The organism is Variovorax sp. P4_B11 (assembly GCF_056402355.1).
On record NZ_JBFUHO010000024.1, the window covers coordinates 36449 to 54765 of the forward strand.

11 protein-coding genes are annotated in these 18317 nt (G+C 72.0%); 3 read left to right on the forward strand and 8 right to left on the reverse strand.

Annotation, left to right across the window (positions count from 1 at the left end):
* Nucleotides 1-303: 303 nt before the first annotated feature.
* A complete protein-coding gene (locus tag AC1DYD_RS21115; RefSeq protein WP_478174705.1) occupies nucleotides 304-1209 on the reverse strand; it encodes a PP2C family protein-serine/threonine phosphatase in 906 nt (301 codons plus the stop codon).
* Entirely contained in the window at nucleotides 1206-2213 is a 1008-nt protein-coding gene (locus AC1DYD_RS21120) for a serine/threonine protein kinase (protein ID WP_478174706.1), read from the reverse strand. Before AC1DYD_RS21120 ends, AC1DYD_RS21115 begins: the two co-directional genes overlap by 4 nt.
* Nucleotides 2214-2304: 91 nt before the next feature.
* Between AC1DYD_RS21120 and AC1DYD_RS21125 the strand changes: the two genes are divergently transcribed.
* On the forward strand, nucleotides 2305-3222 hold the full coding sequence (locus AC1DYD_RS21125; RefSeq protein WP_478174707.1) for a YicC/YloC family endoribonuclease: 918 nt from the start codon (nucleotides 2305-2307) through the stop codon (nucleotides 3220-3222).
* 72 nt (nucleotides 3223-3294) lie between these two features.
* Here AC1DYD_RS21125 and AC1DYD_RS21130 read toward each other — a convergent pair whose 3' ends face one another.
* On the reverse strand, nucleotides 3295-3423 hold the full coding sequence (locus AC1DYD_RS21130) for a hypothetical protein (RefSeq protein ID WP_478174708.1): 129 nt from the start codon (nucleotides 3421-3423) through the stop codon (nucleotides 3295-3297).
* 90 nt (nucleotides 3424-3513) lie between these two features.
* Here AC1DYD_RS21130 and AC1DYD_RS21135 point away from each other — a divergent pair, with 90 nt between their 5' ends.
* Nucleotides 3514-4395, forward strand: a complete 882-nt coding sequence (locus tag AC1DYD_RS21135) for an RNA polymerase sigma-70 factor (protein WP_478174709.1) — start codon at nucleotides 3514-3516, stop codon at nucleotides 4393-4395.
* Nucleotides 4396-4520: 125 nt separating this feature from the next.
* The gene (locus tag AC1DYD_RS21140) at nucleotides 4521-5000 is read left to right on the forward strand and encodes a carboxymuconolactone decarboxylase family protein (RefSeq protein ID WP_478174710.1); all 480 of its coding nucleotides are present in this window, start codon (nucleotides 4521-4523) and stop codon (nucleotides 4998-5000) included.
* Nucleotides 5001-5091: 91 nt separating this feature from the next.
* Here the strand turns inward: AC1DYD_RS21140 and recD are convergent, their stop codons facing one another.
* Genes recD through AC1DYD_RS21165 form a run of 5 tightly spaced genes read right to left on the reverse strand, consistent with a single transcriptional unit; the run spans nucleotide 5092 to nucleotide 18290 of the window.
* Nucleotides 5092-7209: an exodeoxyribonuclease V subunit alpha gene (gene recD, locus AC1DYD_RS21145; protein WP_478174711.1), complete on the reverse strand. Its 2118-nt coding sequence runs from the start codon at nucleotides 7207-7209 to the stop codon at nucleotides 5092-5094.
* Complete coding sequence (gene recB / locus AC1DYD_RS21150) at nucleotides 7206-10937, reverse strand: exodeoxyribonuclease V subunit beta (RefSeq protein ID WP_478174712.1); 3732 nt, start codon at nucleotides 10935-10937, stop codon at nucleotides 7206-7208. The genes recD and recB overlap by 4 nt, the downstream gene beginning before the upstream one ends.
* Nucleotides 10934-14458: an exodeoxyribonuclease V subunit gamma gene (gene recC / locus AC1DYD_RS21155; protein ID WP_478174713.1), complete on the reverse strand. Its 3525-nt coding sequence runs from the start codon at nucleotides 14456-14458 to the stop codon at nucleotides 10934-10936. The genes recB and recC overlap by 4 nt, the downstream gene beginning before the upstream one ends.
* A gap of 23 nt (nucleotides 14459-14481) precedes the next feature.
* On the reverse strand, nucleotides 14482-17142 hold the full coding sequence (locus AC1DYD_RS21160) for an AAA family ATPase (RefSeq protein ID WP_478174714.1): 2661 nt from the start codon (nucleotides 17140-17142) through the stop codon (nucleotides 14482-14484).
* The gene (locus tag AC1DYD_RS21165) at nucleotides 17139-18290 is read right to left on the reverse strand and encodes a metallophosphoesterase family protein (protein WP_478174715.1); all 1152 of its coding nucleotides are present in this window, start codon (nucleotides 18288-18290) and stop codon (nucleotides 17139-17141) included. The genes AC1DYD_RS21160 and AC1DYD_RS21165 overlap by 4 nt, the downstream gene beginning before the upstream one ends.
* Nucleotides 18291-18317 lie beyond the last annotated feature (27 nt).

Sequence of the window (18317 nt, forward strand, 5' to 3'; positions counted from 1 at the left end):
CCGGAAAAAGGTGGGGAGAAACTCAGGCCCCGAGCGCGACAGGCCGGCGCCGGGCCGCCCCAAGGCGGCCTGCGGCCCCCTCGGGGGGCAGCGAGTACACGAAGTGACAGAGCGCGGGGGCCACATTCGGCCGGCGCCGGGCCGCCCCAAGGCGGCCTGCGGCCCCCTCGGGGGGCAGCGAGTACACGAAGTGACRGAGCGYGGGGGCCAYATTCGGCCGGCGCCGGGCCGCCCCAAGGCGGCCTGCGGCCCCCTCGGGGGGCAGCGAGTACACGAAGTGACGGAGCGTGGGGGCCATATTCATCAGCCTTTGCGGGCGGCTGAGCGGCGGATGGCTTCGTTGATTTCGGCGATGGAGCGCTCGATGGCGTCGTCGTCGAGGTCGTCGAGCTCGCTGTCGGAAGGCATGCCGGCCTGGATGGTGGAGGCGAACACGCCGTCGCTGATGCTGTCGGTGGAAACGCCGCGCTTCTGGCCCAGCTCGTCGTGGGTTTCCCATTCGAGCGCGATCAGCGTGACGTTGTCGCTGTGGCTGCCGCCGTTGCGCAGGGCCATCTCGGCCAGGTCGGGCGCCGAGTCAGACACCGGCTTGCCCGACGACAGGATGTGCACGATGACACCGTCGTCGAGCACGCCCCAGACGCCGTCGGAGCACAGCATGATGCGGTCGCCGCGCTGCAGCGCCAGCGGCGCCGAGACGTCGAAAAGCGGCGTGGTCGGCGAGCCCAGGCAGGTCAGCAGCAGGTTGCGGTTGACCGGCTCGGGGCCGGCGTTGGCACGCGGGCGCTCGGCGTGGGAGTGGTCGCGGGTGCGGGTGAGCAGCTCGCCGTCGCGGATCACGTACAGGCGCGAGTCGCCGCAGTGGATCCAGGTGGCCGTGTTGTCCTGGATGACCGCCGCCACGACCGTGGTGCGGGGCGTGTCGAGCATGCCCTTGTTGCCGGCGTAGCGCATGATCTGCTGGTGCGCGGCCATCACCGCCGAGGTCAGGAAGGCCTTGACGTCCTTGACGACCGGCCGCGCCTCGTGCTGGTAAAGCGCCGCGATGGACTGCAGCGCCAGCTGGGCCGCCACCTCGCCTTCGGGGTGCCCGCCCATGCCATCGGCCAGCACGAAGAGGCCCGACTCCCGCGTGTAGCAGTAGCCCATGCGGTCTTCGTTCTTGAGACGGCCGCCTTTGCGGCTGACCTGGAATACCGAGAATTTCATGCCGGTCGTGTAGTGGGTGCTGCGGCTTTGGGCAGGCCCTTCTTTTCGAAGGAGCGCATGTTGTCGATGGAAAGACGCACCTTCTCGCCGACCGTGAGCTTGGTGTAGCGGCGCTCGCCTTCGCGGCTGAGCTCTTTTTGCAGCGCGAACACCGACTGCGGGCGCGACAGGGGGTCGAGCGACATGCACCACTCGACCACCTCGATCAGGTTGTCGGAGTAGATGCCGCGCAGCCGCGAGAGCGACAGGCCGAGGCGGTCTTTCTCGATGCGCTGGGGGGCATCGTTGGGCGGGTAGCCCTGCATGCAGGCGTAGATGCAGGCGCCGATGGCATAGATGTCGGTCCAGGGACCCATCGACGAGTCGCGCCGGTACATCTCGGGGGCCGCGAAGCCGGGGGTGTACATGGGGCGGATGAAGTTGCCCTCCTTGGACAGCACCTCGCGGGCGGCGCCGAAGTCGATCATCACGGCGCGGTCGTCGTCGGTGACGAAGATGTTGGCGGGCTTGATGTCCAGGTGCAGCATCTTGTGCTGGTGGACGATGCGCAGGCCGCGCAGGATCTCGTCGAAGAGCGAGCGGATGGTCGACTCGCGGAATACTTTCTGCTTCTTCAGGTCGCGCGCAGTAACGATGAAATCCTGCAGGGTGGCGCCCTCCAGGTAGTTCATGACCATGTAGACGGTCTCGTTCTCGCGGAAGAAGTTGAGCACGCTGACCACCGAGGCGTGCGAGATCTGGGCCAGCGAGCGGCCTTCCTCGAAGAAGCTCTTGAGGCCCAGGCGGTAGAGCGAGAGCTTTTCGGGCGGCACCTGGGGGGCGAGCTCGCCGGTGCCGCGGGTGGCCAGCGACGAGGGCAGGTATTCCTTGATGGCGACCTGCTGGCCGCCGGTGTCGACGGCCAGGTAGACGACGCCGAAACCGCCGGCGGAAAGCCGCCGCACGACGCGGTAGCCCCCGATCATGGTGTCGGGAAGCAGGGGCGAAGGTTTGACCTTTGACATAATCCGGGAGTTTCGCCCGAAGGCGATGGTGCAGCAAGCGAACGCCGTGCCGAGCCCTCGGTGAAAAGCAAACAAACCACAGCGAGGCGCGATGCCAGTTTACAGCATGACCGGCTATGCCAGCGGCCAGAACGGCCCCACGGGCAGCCACTCCGACACCGAGGCACGGCCCCAGCCAGCGGGCCGGCTCGGGGTCGAGATCCGTTCGGTCAACAGCCGATTCCTCGACCTGACCTTCAAGCTCCCCGAAGAGCTGCGCCAGCACGAACCGGCGCTGCGCGAGCTGCTCACCGGGCAGTTGAAACGCGGCAAGGTCGAGCTGCGGGTGGCGATCGAGAACACCGCCACCGCCGGTGTCGCCGACCCCTCGCCCAGGCTGCTTCAGCGGCTGAACGGGGTGCAGGACACCATCAAGGCCTGGCTGCCGAGCGCGCGGGACCTGAGCGTGGCCGACGTGCTGCGGCTGGCGGCCGGGGATTCGGCGCCCCGGGGCGACTGGGGGCCGGAGCTGACCGATCTCACCGAGAAGACCGTGAAAGCCCTGATGGCCGCGCGCGAGCGCGAAGGTGCGCGGCTGGCCAAGATGCTGCTGGACCACCTGGGCCAGCTGCGCAAGCTGGCGGCCCAGGCCCTGCCGCTGGTGCCCAAGCTGGTCGAGCAGCAGCGCACCCGTTTTCTCGAACGCTGGACGGAGGCCATGGGCCTGGGCGGCGGCACCACCCCGCCCGAGGCGGCGCAGGACCGGGCGCTGTCGGAAGCCACGGCCTTCGCGATCCGCATCGACGTCGCCGAGGAGCTGACCCGGCTCGACTCGCACCTGGACGAGATCGAGCGGCTGGTGAAGAAGGGCGGCGAGATCGGCAAGCGGCTCGATTTCCTGATCCAGGAACTGCACCGGGAGGCCAACACCCTGGGTTCGAAGTCGGCCACGCTGGAGCTGACGCGGATCGGGGTGGACATGAAGGTGCTGGTGGAGCAGATGCGGGAGCAGGTGCAGAACATCGAGTGAGGGTTTCAGCCGGCCGAGAGAGGGTGCTCGGCCGCTATCCCGACTACCGCATCAAGGATGCCCGGGAGACGGTCAGAACTCGTCGTACTTCTCGCGGCTGCCGCGCGCGCGGTCGACCGGATACTTCACGGCGTCGACCCTGAAGTTTGGCCTGCACCGCCGCGATCGGATCGATGCCCAGCGCGCGTCGAAAACGATCATGCGGACGGCCAACAAGGCTGGCATCGAAATGAGGCGACGATGCGCCGAACCCCTGTCACAACACGAGGACCTGAAACGTCTGAAGTGCACATGACCGACCCCACCGCCACCTTCAACCGCCTCCGCCCGCGCCTGCAGGGCATCGCCTACCGCATGCTCGGCTCGGTGGCCGAGGCCGAGGACGTGGTGCAGGACGCCTGGCTGCGCTGGCATGAAGCCGATCAGGCCAGCATCGACAACGCCGAGGCCTGGCTGGTGACCATCACCACGCGGATCTCGATCGACCGGCTGCGCGCCGCCAAGGTGCAGCGCGAGCACTACGTCGGCTACTGGCTGCCCGAGCCGGTGCTGACCGATGCGCCCTCGACGCCCGAGCAGACCAAGGAGCTGTCGGACGATGTCTCGGTGGCCTTCCTGTTCATGCTCGAACGCCTCGCGCCCGAGGCGCGCGCCGCCTTCCTGCTGCGCGAGGTGTTCGACGCCGACTACGACGAAGTGGCCAAGGCCATCGGCAAGAGCGAGGCGGCCTGCCGCCAGATCGTGCACCGCGCCAAGACGCAGCTGCGCGAGGCGCGGCCGCGCTTCGCGGTCTCGCGCGACACGCACCACCAGCTGATGCGCGGCTTCGCCGAAGCACTGTCGCGCGGCGACTTCGCGGCCATGAACGGCATGCTGGCCGAGAACGCCGAGCTGATCGGCGACGGCGGCGGCATCGTGCCGAGCTTCGGCAAGCCGCTGCTGGGCGGCCAGCGCATCGCGCAGCTCTTCTATGCCACCCACCTTCGCTTCGGCAACGGCGTGCGCGTCGAGCTCGCGATGGTCAACGGCGAATGGGCGCTGCTGCGCTTCATCGACGGGGTGCTCGAATCTGCCCAGTCGTACGAGACCGACGGCGAGCACATCACGCGCATCCACGTGCAGCGCAATCCCGAGAAACTGGCGCGGCTGGCGGCGGCTTTCCAGGGCCATTGAGGCGGGGTCTGTCACAAACCGGCGAGCTGGCGCGTCTTGTGGGTATGGATGAAGAAGATCCGTCCATACCGCGAAGTTTCGCAAGCGGATGCCTCAGCCGTTCTGGGGCGCTCCAGGAAGTGACCATGACCCAACGCATCAACGCCATGCAGCAATCGCCTGCGCTGTTCAAGAAATTCGTCGAGTTCAGCATGCTGCAGAAGGACAGCGCCATCGAGCAGAAGATCCAGGACCTCGTGCACATCCGCGCCTCGCAGATCAACGGCTGCGGCTTCTGCCTCGACATGCACGTGAAGGAAGCCAAGCTGCACGGCGAGCGCGAACTGCGCCTCTACCATCTGCCGATCTGGCGCGAATCGACCCTGTTCAGCCCGCGCGAGCGCGCCGCGCTGGCCTGGACCGAGATCCTGACCCGGCTGCCCGAGCACGGCGTGCCCGACGAGGTCTACGACCGCGTGCGCACCCAGCTGTCGGAAAAGGAGCTGTCGGACCTGAGCTTCGTCGTGATGGCGATCAACGCCTGGAACCGCCTCAGCGTCGGCTTCCGGACCGCGCCGGGCTCGGCCGACAAGGCCTACGGCCTCGACAAGGCGGGACTGGAGTGAACAAAACCATGGAGATCGTCGCTCGATCCCCTGCACCATCGTCCAGTCGACGCACCGAGCGGCAAGAGCCCGTGGCTGGGCTCGGCGGGGTTCACTTCGCATCCCCCAGTCCCCCGACCCGCTCCACCCGCTTGCGCACCGCGCCCTGCATCACCTCGGGTGCCGCCACCAGCGTGAACCAGTGCCGGGCCCGCGTGATGCCGGTGTAGACCAGCTCGCGCGTCAGCACCGGGCTGGCCCGTTCGGGCAGCAGCAGCGCGGCATGCGCGAACTCGGAGCCCTGCGACTTGTGGACCGTCATCGCGAACACGGTCTCGACCGCGCGCAGCCGGCTCGGCAGCACCCAGCGGATGCCGTCCTGGCCGTCGCCGGCGGCGAAGGCCACGCGCAAGGTCCAGCGCGGGCGCTGCTCGCCAGGCACCGAGCTCGGCATCGCCAGCGTGACGCCGACGTCGCCGTTCATCAGGCCCAGGCCGTAGTCGTTGCGGGTGACCAGCACCGGACGGCCGGGGTACCAGCCGCCATGCTCGGCCTCCAGCAGGCCCTCGGCGCGCAGCAGGCCGGCGATGCGCTGGTTCAGTCCCTCGACGCCCTGCGGGCCGCTGCGCAAGGCGCATAACAGCTGGAACCTGCCATAGGCCGCGAGCACCTTGCGCGCCCAGGCGTCGAAGTCGGCCTGCGCGGCATCGATGCCCGGCTTGCCTTCGCGCATCTGCGCCAGGTAGTGGCGGTAGCCGGCCGGCGGCGGCACGGCCTTCCCGCCATCGAGGCGCCCCTGTCCCTGGCCCGCGAAGCCCTCGGGGGCGCCGTCGACCACCAGTCGGCGCAGCGCCGCGTCGTCGAGGCTGCGCTGCTGCGACAGGTCCGCATAGCCGCGCTCGAACACGCGCCGCGCCGCGCCGGCGTCGCCCGCATTGACCGCCTCGGCCAGCTTGCCGATGCCGCTCGCGGCACTGAAGCGATGGCTGATGCGCAGCTTGACCACCGCCTGGTCGAGCGGGCTGCCGTCGACATCGCACAGCTCGGGCTCGAGCAGTTCGCCGGTGACGGCCTGCAGCCATGTGTCGGTGTCGACGCTGTAATGGCCCGCATCGGCGCGCCGGCAGAGGTCGCCCAGCACCGCGCCGGCCTCGACCGAGGCGAGCTGGTCCTTGTCGCCGAGCAGGATCAACGGCGCATGCGGCGGCAGCGCCGCGAAGACGGCCGCCATCATCTCGAGGTCGAGCATCGAGGCTTCGTCGATCACCAGCAGGTCGAGCGCCAGCGGATTGCGAGCGTCATGGCGGAAATGGCGGGTGTCGGGGCGGCTGCCGAGCAGCCGGTGCACCGTCGTGACCTCGGTCGGGATGGCCGCGCGCACCGCCGCCGGATCGGCCAGCCCGTCGAGCGGCAGCCGCTCGACCGCGCCGGCGATCGATTCGTTGAGCCGCGCCGCCGCCTTGCCGGTGGGCGCGGCCAGCCGGATGCGCAGGCGGCGGCCCTCCCCGCCGGCCAGCGCCAGGTGCTGCAGTACCGCCAGCAAGCGCACCACGGTGGTCGTCTTGCCGGTGCCCGGGCCGCCGGTGACGATGCCGAAGCCCTGCCGCGCCGCGAGCGCGCAAGCGATCTTCTGCCAGTCGACGGCGGCGCCGTCGCGATGCGGGAACAGCACGTCGAGCGCCGCGGCCAGGGTGGCCCGGGCCTCGGGCGCGGCCACCGCGGTGGGCGTCGCGACCCGCTCGGCGATGGCCGCGCGCACCGATTGCTCGTACTGCCAGTAGCGGCGCAGATAAAGGCGATGGCCGATGCGCACCAGCGGCGTCGCGCCGGCGCCGCCGCCGACCAGCGCGGGATGCGTCAATGCCTTGGTCCAGCGCGCCAGCGTCACGCCGGCCAGCAAGGTCGAAGGCGCGGTGATCGGCGCGGCGTCCTCGGCCGCCCGCCCAGCGCCTTCGGGCGGCATCGACAAGACCAGGCCCGCATCGGCCAGCGCGGCCTGCAGGTCCAGGCAGGCATGGCCGCGGCCGAGCTGATGGCTGGCGAGCGCGGCGCCGAGGATCAGCAGCGGATCGGCATCGGGCGCCTTCTGCGCCAGGAAGGCCGCGAAGCTGCGGTCGAGCGCGCGCAGCCAGCCTTCGGCGACCCAGCGATCGAGGTCGGCGAGCAGGGGCGCGTGGCGCGCGGGCAGCGGGCCGAGGAAGACGCCGGCGGACACGGACGAGGCTTTCATGCCGACAACTCCGTCGCGGGGATCGCCGCACCGCCGAACAGGGCGTCGAGCGCATCGATCAGCACTTTCGGCGGCCGCTCGCAGTGCAGCCCCTGGCCCGGCGCCGCGTGGCCGCGCAGGAAGAGGTAGACCGCGCCGCCGACATGGCGCTCGTAGTCGTAGTCGGGCAGCCGCGCGCGCAGCAGCCGGTGCAGCGCGAAGACGTAGAGCACGTACTGCAGCTCGTAGCGGTGCTGCAGCACGGCGTCGCGCAGCGCGGCGGGCGTGTAGTCGGCATCGCGCGGGCCCAGCCAGTTGGACTTGTAGTCGGCCACGAAGTAGCGGCCCTGGTGCTCGAAGACGAGGTCGATGTAGCCCTTGAGCATGCCGTTGAGCTGCTGCGGCAGCAGGGCGGCGCGCGGCGCGCCGCCGAGCGTGTGGCGGCAGACCAGCGCGTCGAGCGCGCGCAGGTCGACTTGCTGCACGCCGAACCAGAACTCCATCTCGATCTGCACCCGGCCCAGCGACGCCGGGGCCACGGCGCCGGCATCGGGGCCCAGCGCGGCGAGGTCCAGCGGCGCGGCCAGCCAGCCCAGCAGCCACTGGCGCAGCGGCTCGGTCCAGGCGCTCCAGCCGCTCAGGTTGCAACGCCGGGCGATCAGGTCGGCCAGGTCGGCCTGCGCCGCCACGTCGGACCGCACGCGCCCGAAGCCCTGGCGGCCCACCCATTCGAGCAGGCCGTGCAGGAAGCTGCCCGGGCCGGCGCCGCGCGGGAAGTCGTGCAGGCCGCCGGTGCTGGGCGCGTTGATCTCGACTTCCGGCGCGGCGGCATCGGAGCGGCTGTCGGCGTAGATGTCCTCGGCGGCACTGGTCGGCGTCGGCGGCAGGGCCAGCCGCGTCGCGGGCTCGCCGAGCGCCAGCGCGGCTTCGTCGTCGAGCGTGTCGGCGGCCCGGCTCAGCGCCGAATAGCTGGCGATCCACCAGCGCTCGCGCGGGCCCGGGGGCAGCGCGGGCTCGGGCGCGAGCTGCGGGGCGGCAGCGACCGGGCGATAGCGTTCGTCGCCCGCCGCGGGCGCGGCTTCGACCGCGATCGCCGCAGAAGTCTTTGCCAGTTCGAGCAATGCGTCGGTGAGAGCGGAAGACGGCAGCGACGCGCCGCCGCCCAGCAGGTAGCCGAGCGCGCTGCGCTCCACGCCGGCCAGCGGCGCGACGCCGATCCAGGTCGCATGGCGGGCACGCGTGAGCGCCACGTAGAGCTTGCGCAGGTCTTCGCCGAGGCGCTCGCGGTCGACGCGTTCCAGCGCATCGGCATCGGCCTGCAGCGCGACCACGCGTCGCCCCTGGTCGTCGTGCCACTTGAGCGGCAGGTCGTCGGCCTTGGCGGCTCGGAAGGCGGTGGCGAAGGGCAGGAAGACCAGCGGATACTCGAGCCCCTTGGACTTGTGCACGGTGACGACCTTGACCAGGTCGGCATCGCTTTCGAGGCGCAGCTTGCGCGCCTCGTTCTCGCTCGCGCTGTCTTCGCGCTGCTCGGCCAGCCAGCGGATCAGCGCGTGCTCGCCGTCGAGCTGCGCGCTGGCCTGCTGCAGCAGTTCGGCCAGGTGCAGCAGGTCGGTCAGCGTGCGTTCGTCCCCCGCGGCCAGCAGGCGCTGCGGCACGCCGAAGTCGTTCAGCAGGTGGCGCAGCATCGGCAGCACGCCCTGGCGCCGCCAGGTCTGCTGGTAGCGGCGGAACTGCAGCACCCGCGCTTCCCACTGCAGCTCGTCGTGGTTGAGGCGGTCGAGTTCGGTCCAGCTCAACGCCAGCGCGGCGCTGCCCAGCGCGGCGCGCAGCGGCCGGTCATCGTCGGGCTCGGCGCAGGCGGCCAGCCAGCGCTGCAGCTCGGCCGCCACCGGGCTCTCGAAGACCGAATCCTTGTCCGACAGATAGACGCTGCGCACGCCGCGCTGGGCCAGCGCCTGGCGCACCGCGCCGGCCTCGCGGCCGCTGTTGACCAGCACCGCGATGTCGCCGGGCTGCACCGGACGCAGCGCCTCGCCTTGTTTCGCGAAGCCGGTGCGGCCAGCCAGGCCATCGGCGAGCAGCCGCACGATCTCGGTGGCGCAGGCGGCGGCCATCAGGCGCTGGGCCTCGCCGTTGCCGGGCGGCGGGTCGGCATCGAGCGTCCAGCAGGTGAGCGCGGATGCGTCCTCGCCGGCGACAACCCAGCGCTCGCTGCGGCCCCGCGCCTGCACCGCGAGGAACGGCAGCGGGTTCTCGCCACGCGCGCGGAACAGGAAGGCGCCCTGCCCTTCCTCGCGCTCCTCGGCCTGCCGGAAGACGCGGTTGACCGCCTCGACCATCGCGGGGGTCGAGCGGAAGTTGGTGCCGAGCGTGGCGTGCCGCCCGCCGGTGTCGCGCCGGGCCGCCAGGTAGGTGTGGATGTCGGCGCCGCGGAAGGCGTAGATCGCCTGCTTGGGGTCGCCGATCAGCACCACGGCGCTGTCCTGCGCGTTGGCGGCGATGCCGTAGACGGCGTCGAAGATGCGGTACTGCAGCGGATCGGTGTCCTGGAACTCGTCGATCAGCGCCACCGGGAACTGGCGCCGGATCAGGGCCGCGAGACGCTCGCCGTTGGGGCCCTGCAGCGCGGCGTCGAGCCGGGTCAGCAGTTCGTCGAAACCCATCTGGGCGCGGCGCGCCTGCTCGCCGGCGAAGCGCTCGGCGGTCCAGCGGGCCGCGTGGCGCAGCAGGTCCTGGCGGCCGTCGGGCAGGGTCCTCGCGGCGTCCTGCAGGCCGGCCAGTGCGTGCAGCGCCGGATGGCGCAGCAATGCGGTGTCGCCACTCCAGCCGTCACTCAATCCGCTCGGCGTGAGCCGGTCCCAGGCAGTCTTGGTCAGCGCGGGCAGGAGCGCATCGCCCTCGGCCCAGTCGCGCAGCTTCTGCATCCACTCCTTGCGCTTGGGCAGCTTGCACTGCTTGGCCGCGGCGGCGGCCTCGAGGCCCGCCAGCAGCTCGGCGGCCCAGCCTTCGTCGCCGGCCCACGGTGCCTTGAGGACGGACAGCTCGCGCCCGGTGCGCTCGCGCGCGCGCTGCAGCGCCGCGGCAGGCGGCAGGCCTTCGCCCAGCACCTCGCTCAGGCCGACCAGCTTCTCGACCGCCTTCAGCAAGGCATCGGGCGTGGCCCACCAGCCGTGCACCTGCTTCGCATCGGCCGGCGCCAGCGGCGTGAAGAAGCTGCGCCAGTAGTCGCGCACGACCTCGGCCTGCAGCTCGCGCTGATCGGTCTCCAGCGTCTGCGTGAACAGGCTGCCGCTGTCAAAGGCATGCTCGCGCAGCATGCGGTTGCACCAGCCGTGGATGGTGGACACCGCGGCCTCGTCCATCCACTCGGCCGCGAGCCGCAAGGTGCGGGCGCAGGCCAGCCATTGCGTGGGCGGATAGTCGGCGCGCAGGTCGTGTAGCAGGTCCTCGCCCGGCGCCTTCGGCTGCACCGCCGCGGGATCCGCGAGGAAGGCCTCGGCCGCTTCGGCCAGCCGGGCCCGGATGCGGTCGCGCAGTTCCTTGGTGGCGGCATCGGTGAAGGTGACGACCAGGATCTCGGGCGGCGCCAGCGGCCGCGTGAAGGCGGCCGCGCCGCCGTGCCCCAGCACCAGCCGCAAATACAGCGCGGCGATCGTGAAGGTCTTGCCGGTGCCGGCGCTGGCCTCGATCAGCCGGCTGCCGCGCAACGGGAAGCGGAACGGCTCCAGCAGGGAGGGCAAGGTCATGCGGCCTCCCTGGCCGGCGCCCGGCCGACCGCATCGCTCATCGGCTTCAGCAGCGCCAGGGCCCAGCGGGCGAACTCGCCATCGGCCCACAACGCCTCGAAATCGGGATAGGCGCGGGCCAGGTAGGCATTGCCGTCGCGTTCGCCGAACTTGCCGTACTGCGGGTCGCTGTCCTCGTAGCTGGCGCGTGCGGCTTCGCGCGCCGCGCCGGCCGCCGGATCGGCCGCGGAACCGCCCTTGCCCAGCCACGCCAGGGCGCTGCGCAGCGCCATCGGCAGCGGCCGGGCAAGGCCCTGCTGCCAGGCGTCCAGCAGCACCGACCAACTGGCACGCGCCTGCGCCACGTCGAGCGCATGCAGCGTCACGCTGCCGGCCTTGCTGACGATGCGGCTGGTGAGCGCACCGCCCTCCAGGTGCGCAGCCACGTGCGCGACCCAGAAGGGCACCAGCTTGTCGAGGCGGTAGCGGCCGTCCTTGACCAGGCTGCCGCTGTCGAGCAGCAGGCGGCAGCGCTCGCCGCCGGCATTCGCGCGCAGGCCGCCGAGCCAGTCGGACAGGCGCAGCGGCTCTGCCAGGCCCTCGGGCAGGTAATCCAGCGCTGCATCGGGCAGCGCCTCGGGCCATTCGGCCAGCGCCTTCGTGTACTCGGCGAACATCTTCTCCATCGGCTCGGCCAGGCGCTCCTGGGCGAGGTCGGCGAAGTGGCCGGCCGGCAGTTCGCCGCGCCGCGCCATGCGCGCAAGCTGCGCGGCCATCGCCTCTTCGCGCGAACCGCCGGCCTCCAGCGCCGCGCGCTGCGCCTGGATCAGTTCGTTCTGCAATTGCCAGTTCTCCAGTGCATCGATGGCGAAGGGCTCCTCGTCCTCGCCGACCGGATCGTCGACCTCGAAGTGAATGCCCAGGCGTTGCCTGAAGAAGCTGCGCACCGGGTCCTTGAGGAAGTCGGCCAGCAGGCGCAGCGTGAGCGGGCCGTCGAAGGCCCAGGGCGCCAGTGCCGGTGCACCGGCATCCGCTTCGATCGACGGTGGTGCCTGCAGGCCGGACCGCCATTCGCGCGCATGGCTGAACAGCCGCGCATCGCCGCCGAGCGTGAAGTAGGCCGGGTGAAAGGGCTGGAGCCGGTGCTCGACAGTCAACGCATGCAACAGCCGCTTGGCGGCTTCCTGCTGCGTCAGGTGCTCGTCGCCCGCCAATCGCCAGCCGGCCGCGAGGTGGTCGCGCAGCTGGGCCACCAGCACCGAGGGCGGGCGCTCCGAATGGTCGAGGATGCTGCGCCCGACCCAGCTGATGTGCAGACGCTCGCGCGCCGACAGCAGCGCCTCGAGGAACAGGTAGCGGTCGTCCTCGCGCCGCGAGCGGTCGCCGGGCCGCCAGTCGTGGCCCATCAGGTCGAAGTCCATCGGCACGCGGCTGCGCGGATAGTCGCCGTCGTTCATGCCCAGCAGCGCCACCACGCGGAACGGAATCGCGCGCATCGGCATCAGGGTCGCGAAAGTCACGGCGCCGGCGAAGAAGGGCTGGTTGAGCGTCGGCTGGTCGATCTGCGCCAGCCAGTGCTCGCGCACCACCGACAGGGGAATCTCCTCGGCCAGGCCGGCGCTGGCGCAGGCGTCGAGCCACTGCTGCAGCGAGATTTCGAGCCGCTTCAGCGTGAAGCCGTCGCTGTCCTCGTCGGCGGCGAAGAAGTCGGCCAGCAGCGCGCGCAGCCGCTCGCCCCAGGTCGCGGGCGCGGCCGGCGTGGCCAGCGTGCGCCAATGCGATTCGAGCGCGGCCAGCAACTGCACCAGCGGGCCGAGCAGCGCGGCGTCGAGCCCGCCCACCTCGTCGAGCGGCTCGACCTCTTGCCAGGCCTCGCCGCTGCCCACGGCATAGCCCAGCAGCATGCGCTGCAGGCCGAAGTCCCAGCTGTTCTGCGCCAGCGCCTCGGGCAGGTCGAGCATGCGGCGCTGCTCGGCATGCAGGCCCCAGCGGATGTTGGCCGCCGAGATCCAGCGGTGCAGCAGCGGCAGCTGGTTCTCGTCGATGCCGAAGCGGGCACGCAAGGCCGGCACTTCGAGCCAGTCGAGCAGGTCGCTGACCGCGATGCGCGATTGCGGCAGGGCCAGCAGCTTCTCGAGCGCGCCCAGCAGCGGGTCGTGGTGACGCTGGCCCTGGTCGGCCAAGGTGTAGGGCAGGTGGCGCGGATCGTCGGCGGCCAGCAGGCCGAACACGGCCTGGATGTGCGGCGCGTAGGCGGCGACGTCGGGCACCATCACGATCACGTCGCGCGGACGCAGCGTGTCATCGGCCGCAAAGGCCGACAGCAGCTGGTCGTGCAGCACTTCGACCTCGCGCTGCGGGCCGTGCGTGACGTGGAAGCGGATCGAGCGATCGGCCTGCGCGTCGACGGCCGGCCAAGTCTTGCGGGTCTCGGCCAGCGGGCGCAGGTCGCGGATGTCGTCCTGCAGCTGGCGCAGCAGCGTGTCCCGCGGGTTGGCGTCGAAGCAGTCGATGCGCTGGCCGATGGCATCGAAGTGCTGCGCGTAGGCCTCCTGCGCATCGTGGGCGTCGAGCAGGCGGATGAAGTCGCGGCCCTGCTTGCCCCAGGCGGCCAGCAGCGGCTGCGCGTGCAGGTGCAGGCTCTCCTCGGCGATGACGCCTTCGCCGCCCGGGCGCCGGCGCTGCCGCAGCCGCTCGGCGCGCAGCAGGTCCTTGTCGGCCACGATGTGCGACCAGTCGTGCTCGCACGGGTTGTGCACGCACATCAGCACCTGCATCCAGCGCGCCAGCGCACCGAGCACCTCGAGCGACTGCTGCGGCAGCGACGAGATGCCGAACACCACCAGCCGCCGCGGCAGTCCGGCCGGCCGCTCGCCCTGCCAGCCGGCGGCCGCGGCCATGAAGCGCTGGTGCACGGCGGCGCGACTGTGGGTGGCGCCGGCCGGGCCGACGTCGCCCTGCAGCGCGCGCCACAGGCGCGGCTGCCAGCGCAGCTCGTCGGGCACCGGCTGGGCACCGGTGCGGCTGGCGACGATCCGGTCATGGCCTTCGGCCCAGCCGGCCAGCCAGTCGGCCCGGTAGACCTGGTACTGGTCGAACAGGTCGGCCAAGCGCTCGGCCAGCTGGTGGCGCTTGCGCAGGTCGGCGTCGTCGGCCAGGAAGCGGCGCAGCGGCGCGAACACCGCCTCGCCCTGCAGCGCGGGCAGCAGGCGCATCAGCCGCCATACCAGCAAGGGCTTGTCGAAGGGCGAGGCCGCGGGCACGGCCTGGACGCCCAGCACCGTGCGGTAGGCCTGCCAGATGAAGGCGGCCGGCAGCTCGGTCTGCAATGCGGCGGCGATGCCGATGCCGCCCTGCCCGGCATCGCGCGCCAGCGACAGCTTGAGCCACTGCGCCACGCCGTTGCTCTGCACCAGCACCCATTCGTCCTCCAGCGGCGCCAGCGGATGGCGCGCCATCCAGGCCAGCATCAGGTCGCGCAGCGCTTCCGGATGGTTGCTGTGCACGGCCATGAAGCCGGGGAGGAGGACAGGGTCGGTCATTGCTTGGGGGATGGGGGATCGTGTCAGGCCAGCGGCCGCACGGCCACGCCCATGTCCTGCCAATTCTGCGGGTGGCAGGTGAACAGCAGCACCTGGTGGCGCTGCGCGGCATCGAAGAGCACGCGCTTCATCCGGGCCAGGCGCGGCGCATCGCTGTGCACCAGCGCATCGTCGAGGATCAGCAGCGTCGGCCGGCCGGCCTGCTGCAGCAGGTCGGCGTAGGCGAAGCGGCTGATCAGTCCGAGCTGCTCGCGGGCGCCGAAGCTCAGGTCCTGCACCTGGCCCGATTCGATCGCGCCGCCGTCCTGCGTGCGGATCAGCGTGCCGGGCGCGAGGCCGGCGTCGATCTGCACCGTGGCGCCGGGCAGCAGCAGCGGCAGGTAGTGCTGCAGCCGCTCCTGCAGCGGCGCCTGCAGGCGGGCCAGCGTGGCCTGGCGCTTGGCGTCGAGCATGCTGCACAGCAGGTCGAGCGCCTCAGCGCGGCGCTGCAGTTCGGCATGGCGGCGGCGGGCCTGGGCAAGGCGGCCGGCCAGCGCGTCGCGCTGCTCCTCCAGCCCCTGCGCGCCGGCCTGCTGCAGCGTGTTCTCGAGCAGCAGGACGTCCTCGCGGCGCTGCTGGTGGCTGCGCGTCATCTGCTCGATGCTGCGCTGCAGGCGGTCGATGTCCTGGGCCACGATGTCGGGCCGGGCCTCGCGCACTTGGGCGCCGGCCTCCTCGATCCGCGCCGCCAGCGCAGCATGCTCGGCGCCGGTGGCCAGCAGCTGCAGCTGCGCCTCGGCCTGGCGCCGGGTGCGCGCCGGATCGGCCAGCGCGGCCTGGGCCGCGCGCTGCTCGTGCCGGGCCGTGTCGTGCAGGCTCTGCGCCGCGGCTTGGCGGCGCTGCGCCTGGACCAGCGCGGCGGCGGTGCGCTCCTCGGTGGCCGCGGCGGCGTCCTGCTCGGCCTCGGCCTGGTCCTGCGGCCGCACGGCCTCGGCCGGGGCCGCCGGCAGGCGGGCCAGGGCTTCCTGCGCCGTGCGGATGCGCGACTGCGCCTCGGCCTGGGCGCTGCGCAGCGGCTCCAGCCCCTTCGGCGCGACGATCGCGAAAGCCTGCTCGGCCAGCCGCATCTGCGCTTCGCGATCGGCGACCGCGCCGAGCCGCGCCTGCGCTTCGGCAAGGTCGGCCACGCCCAGCGCCAGCAGCCCGGCCTGCAGCCCCTGCTGCGCCTGCGCATGGCTGCGGGCCAGCTGCGCCAGGTCATCGCCGCCCGGCGTGATGATCAGCTCGCCGCCGCCGGGCAGCTGGAGCGTGGTCGGCGCATCGAGCAGCCGCTCGCCGCGGGCTTGCAGGTCGAGGCTCTGGCCCTGGGTGCGCAGGCCGAGCCTCTGGCCCTCGGGCAGGTTGAACTGCAGCCGCGTGGCCACCGCCTGGCGCCGCAGCGCGGCATCGCGTTCGGCGCGGTCGAGTTCGAGCAGCCGCTGCACCTGGGCCTTGCCGATGGTGGGCGCCGCGGCGGCAACGGCGCGCAGCGCGGCCAGGCGCTGCTGGGCTTCTTCGGCGCGCTGCAGCGCTTCCGCGCTGCGAACGCGCTCGGTCTCGGCCTGCCGCACCTGCTGCCGCAGGCTGTCGCGCTGGCCTTCCTGCCGGGCGATGCGCGAGGCCTCGCGGGCTGCGTGGGCACGCGCGCGGGCCGCTTCGGCATGCTGGCGCGCCGTGGCCACAGCCGCATCGGCAGCCTGCAATTGCTCGGCGGCCTGGGCCTGGGCCTGGCCGCGGGCGGCGGCGTCGGACTGCTGCCGCGCCAGCGCTTCGAGTTCCTTGGCGAGCAGGCCGCGGGTGCCTTCGAGTTGAAGCAGGCGGGCCCGGTCGCCGTGCAGCTGCGCCTGGCTCGCCTGCAGCGCCTGCTGCCGCTGGCGGGCGGCGGCCAGTTCCTGGCGCAGCGCCTCCCAGGGCTGGGCCACCTCGTCGGTCCGATGCTCCAGGCGCAGCGCGGCCAGCTGGTCGACCTGCTGGCGGTAGCTGGCGATCTGGGTGTCGAGCGCATCGGCCTGCGATTGCAGGGTGGCGATCGCCTCGGCCGCCTCGAGGTAGGCGGCGCGCGGCTTGCCGGTGCTGGTCAGCAGTTCATTGCGCTGAGCCCGGAACTGCTCCAGCAGCTCATCGCCGCCGGTGGCCGCCAGCGCGCCCGCAGCGGCGCCGACCTGCCCCTGCAGTGCATCGTGCAGATGGTCGCGCGCCGGGTCCACGTCCAGCTCCTGGCCGGTGCCCTGCTCGACCCACAGCAGGCCCGGAATGCCCCAGTGCTCGGGCTTGCTGGCCCCCTTGCTGGCGAAGGCGAAGCCGAGGCTCTGGGCCAGGTGGTCTTCGGCCTCGGTGCCGTCCAGCGTGCGCACGCCGATGCGCAAGGTGCAGCGCTTCTTGCCGAGGAAGCTCTTGACCAGCTGGTGCGGCTGGCCGTCGAGCACGAAGTCGAGCTCGACTTGCGGCGCCGCGCTGCTGCCCTCGCCCCAGGGCCGCAGGTCGTCGACCACGGTGGAGCGGTGGCGCTCGAAGAAGGCGGCGCGGATGGCGCGCACCAGCGTGCTCTTGCCGGCCTCGTTGGGGGCCGCGAGGATGTTGAGCCCGGGTTCGAAGCCGCGCAGCTCCAGCGGCTGGCGGAAACGACGCAGCTGCTCGACGCGCAGCCGGGTGATCTGAAGGCTCATGCCGCCGCCGCCTCCAGCGGGACGATGGCCGCCGCCGGCGCGCGCTGCACCAGCGCGGTGGCCAGCAGGGCGAGCGCGTCCTGCGCGACCTGCGCCTGCGGGTCGGTGCCGCCCTGGGCTTCGCGCAGCGCGGCGATCACCTCGCCCAGGTAGCCGTCGGCCTGCAGGCCGGCGATGTCCTCGTCGGTCGGCACCAGCTGCAGCGCCGACAGGTCGGCCTGCAGGTGGCGCGCCCGCGCCTCGGCGCTGCCGACCGCGGCTTGCAGCCGCTGCCGCCCTGCCAGGTCGATGCGGCCCTGCACGCGCAGGTCGACCACCTCCTGGGCGCCGAGCTCCGCGAGTTGCGCCAGCAAGCCATCGAGATCGCTCGCGACATGCAAATGGGCGCCCAGCAGGTGCCAGCGGAACTGGCCGACGGCCAGCGGCGTCACCTGCGGCTCGGCGCCCGGCGCCGTGATCTCCACCAGCAGCGCCTGGCCGGCGTCGTTGGCCTTGAAGCGGTCGGGCTCGGGCGTGCCGGCGTACCAGGTGCGGGCGTCGATGCGCTTGCAGCCGTGCCAGTCGCCCAGGGCCAGGTAGTCGAGCCGCGCGCTGGCGGCGCGATCGGGCGCCAGCGGGTTCGCCGAATCGATGCCTTCGGCCAGGATGCCCTGCACGCTGCCGTGCCCGAGGCCGATGCGCAGCAGGCCGGCCGGCGTCTCGGCGCCGTCGAACCAGGCCGTCAGGTCGTTGTAGGTGTGGCGCTGCGTCAACGGGGCCGGCAGCGCCGCGAAGCCCTGCGCCTCGAAAAGCCGGAGCTCGGGCGCCAGCAACAGATGGACGTTGGGCGGCACGGCGCCCAGGCGCTGGGCGCGGGTCCAGACGCTTTCGGCCAGGGCGGCGTCATGGTTGCCGGGAATCATCAGCCAGGGGCCGGCGTAGCCCGCCAGCGCATTGAACAGGCGGCGCACGGTGCGCTCCGACACCGTCTGGGCGTCGAACACGTCGCCGGCGACCAGCACCGCGTCGACCCGGTGCTCGGCCGCCAGCGCGGCCAGGCGCTCGACCGCGGCGATGCGCGCCTGCGCGAGGATCGGCGCATGTTCGGGGTCGAAAGAAGCGAACTGGCGCCCGATCTGCCAATCTGCGGTGTGAATGAAGCGGGGCATGGATCTCCAGAAAACCGGGGACGAGGT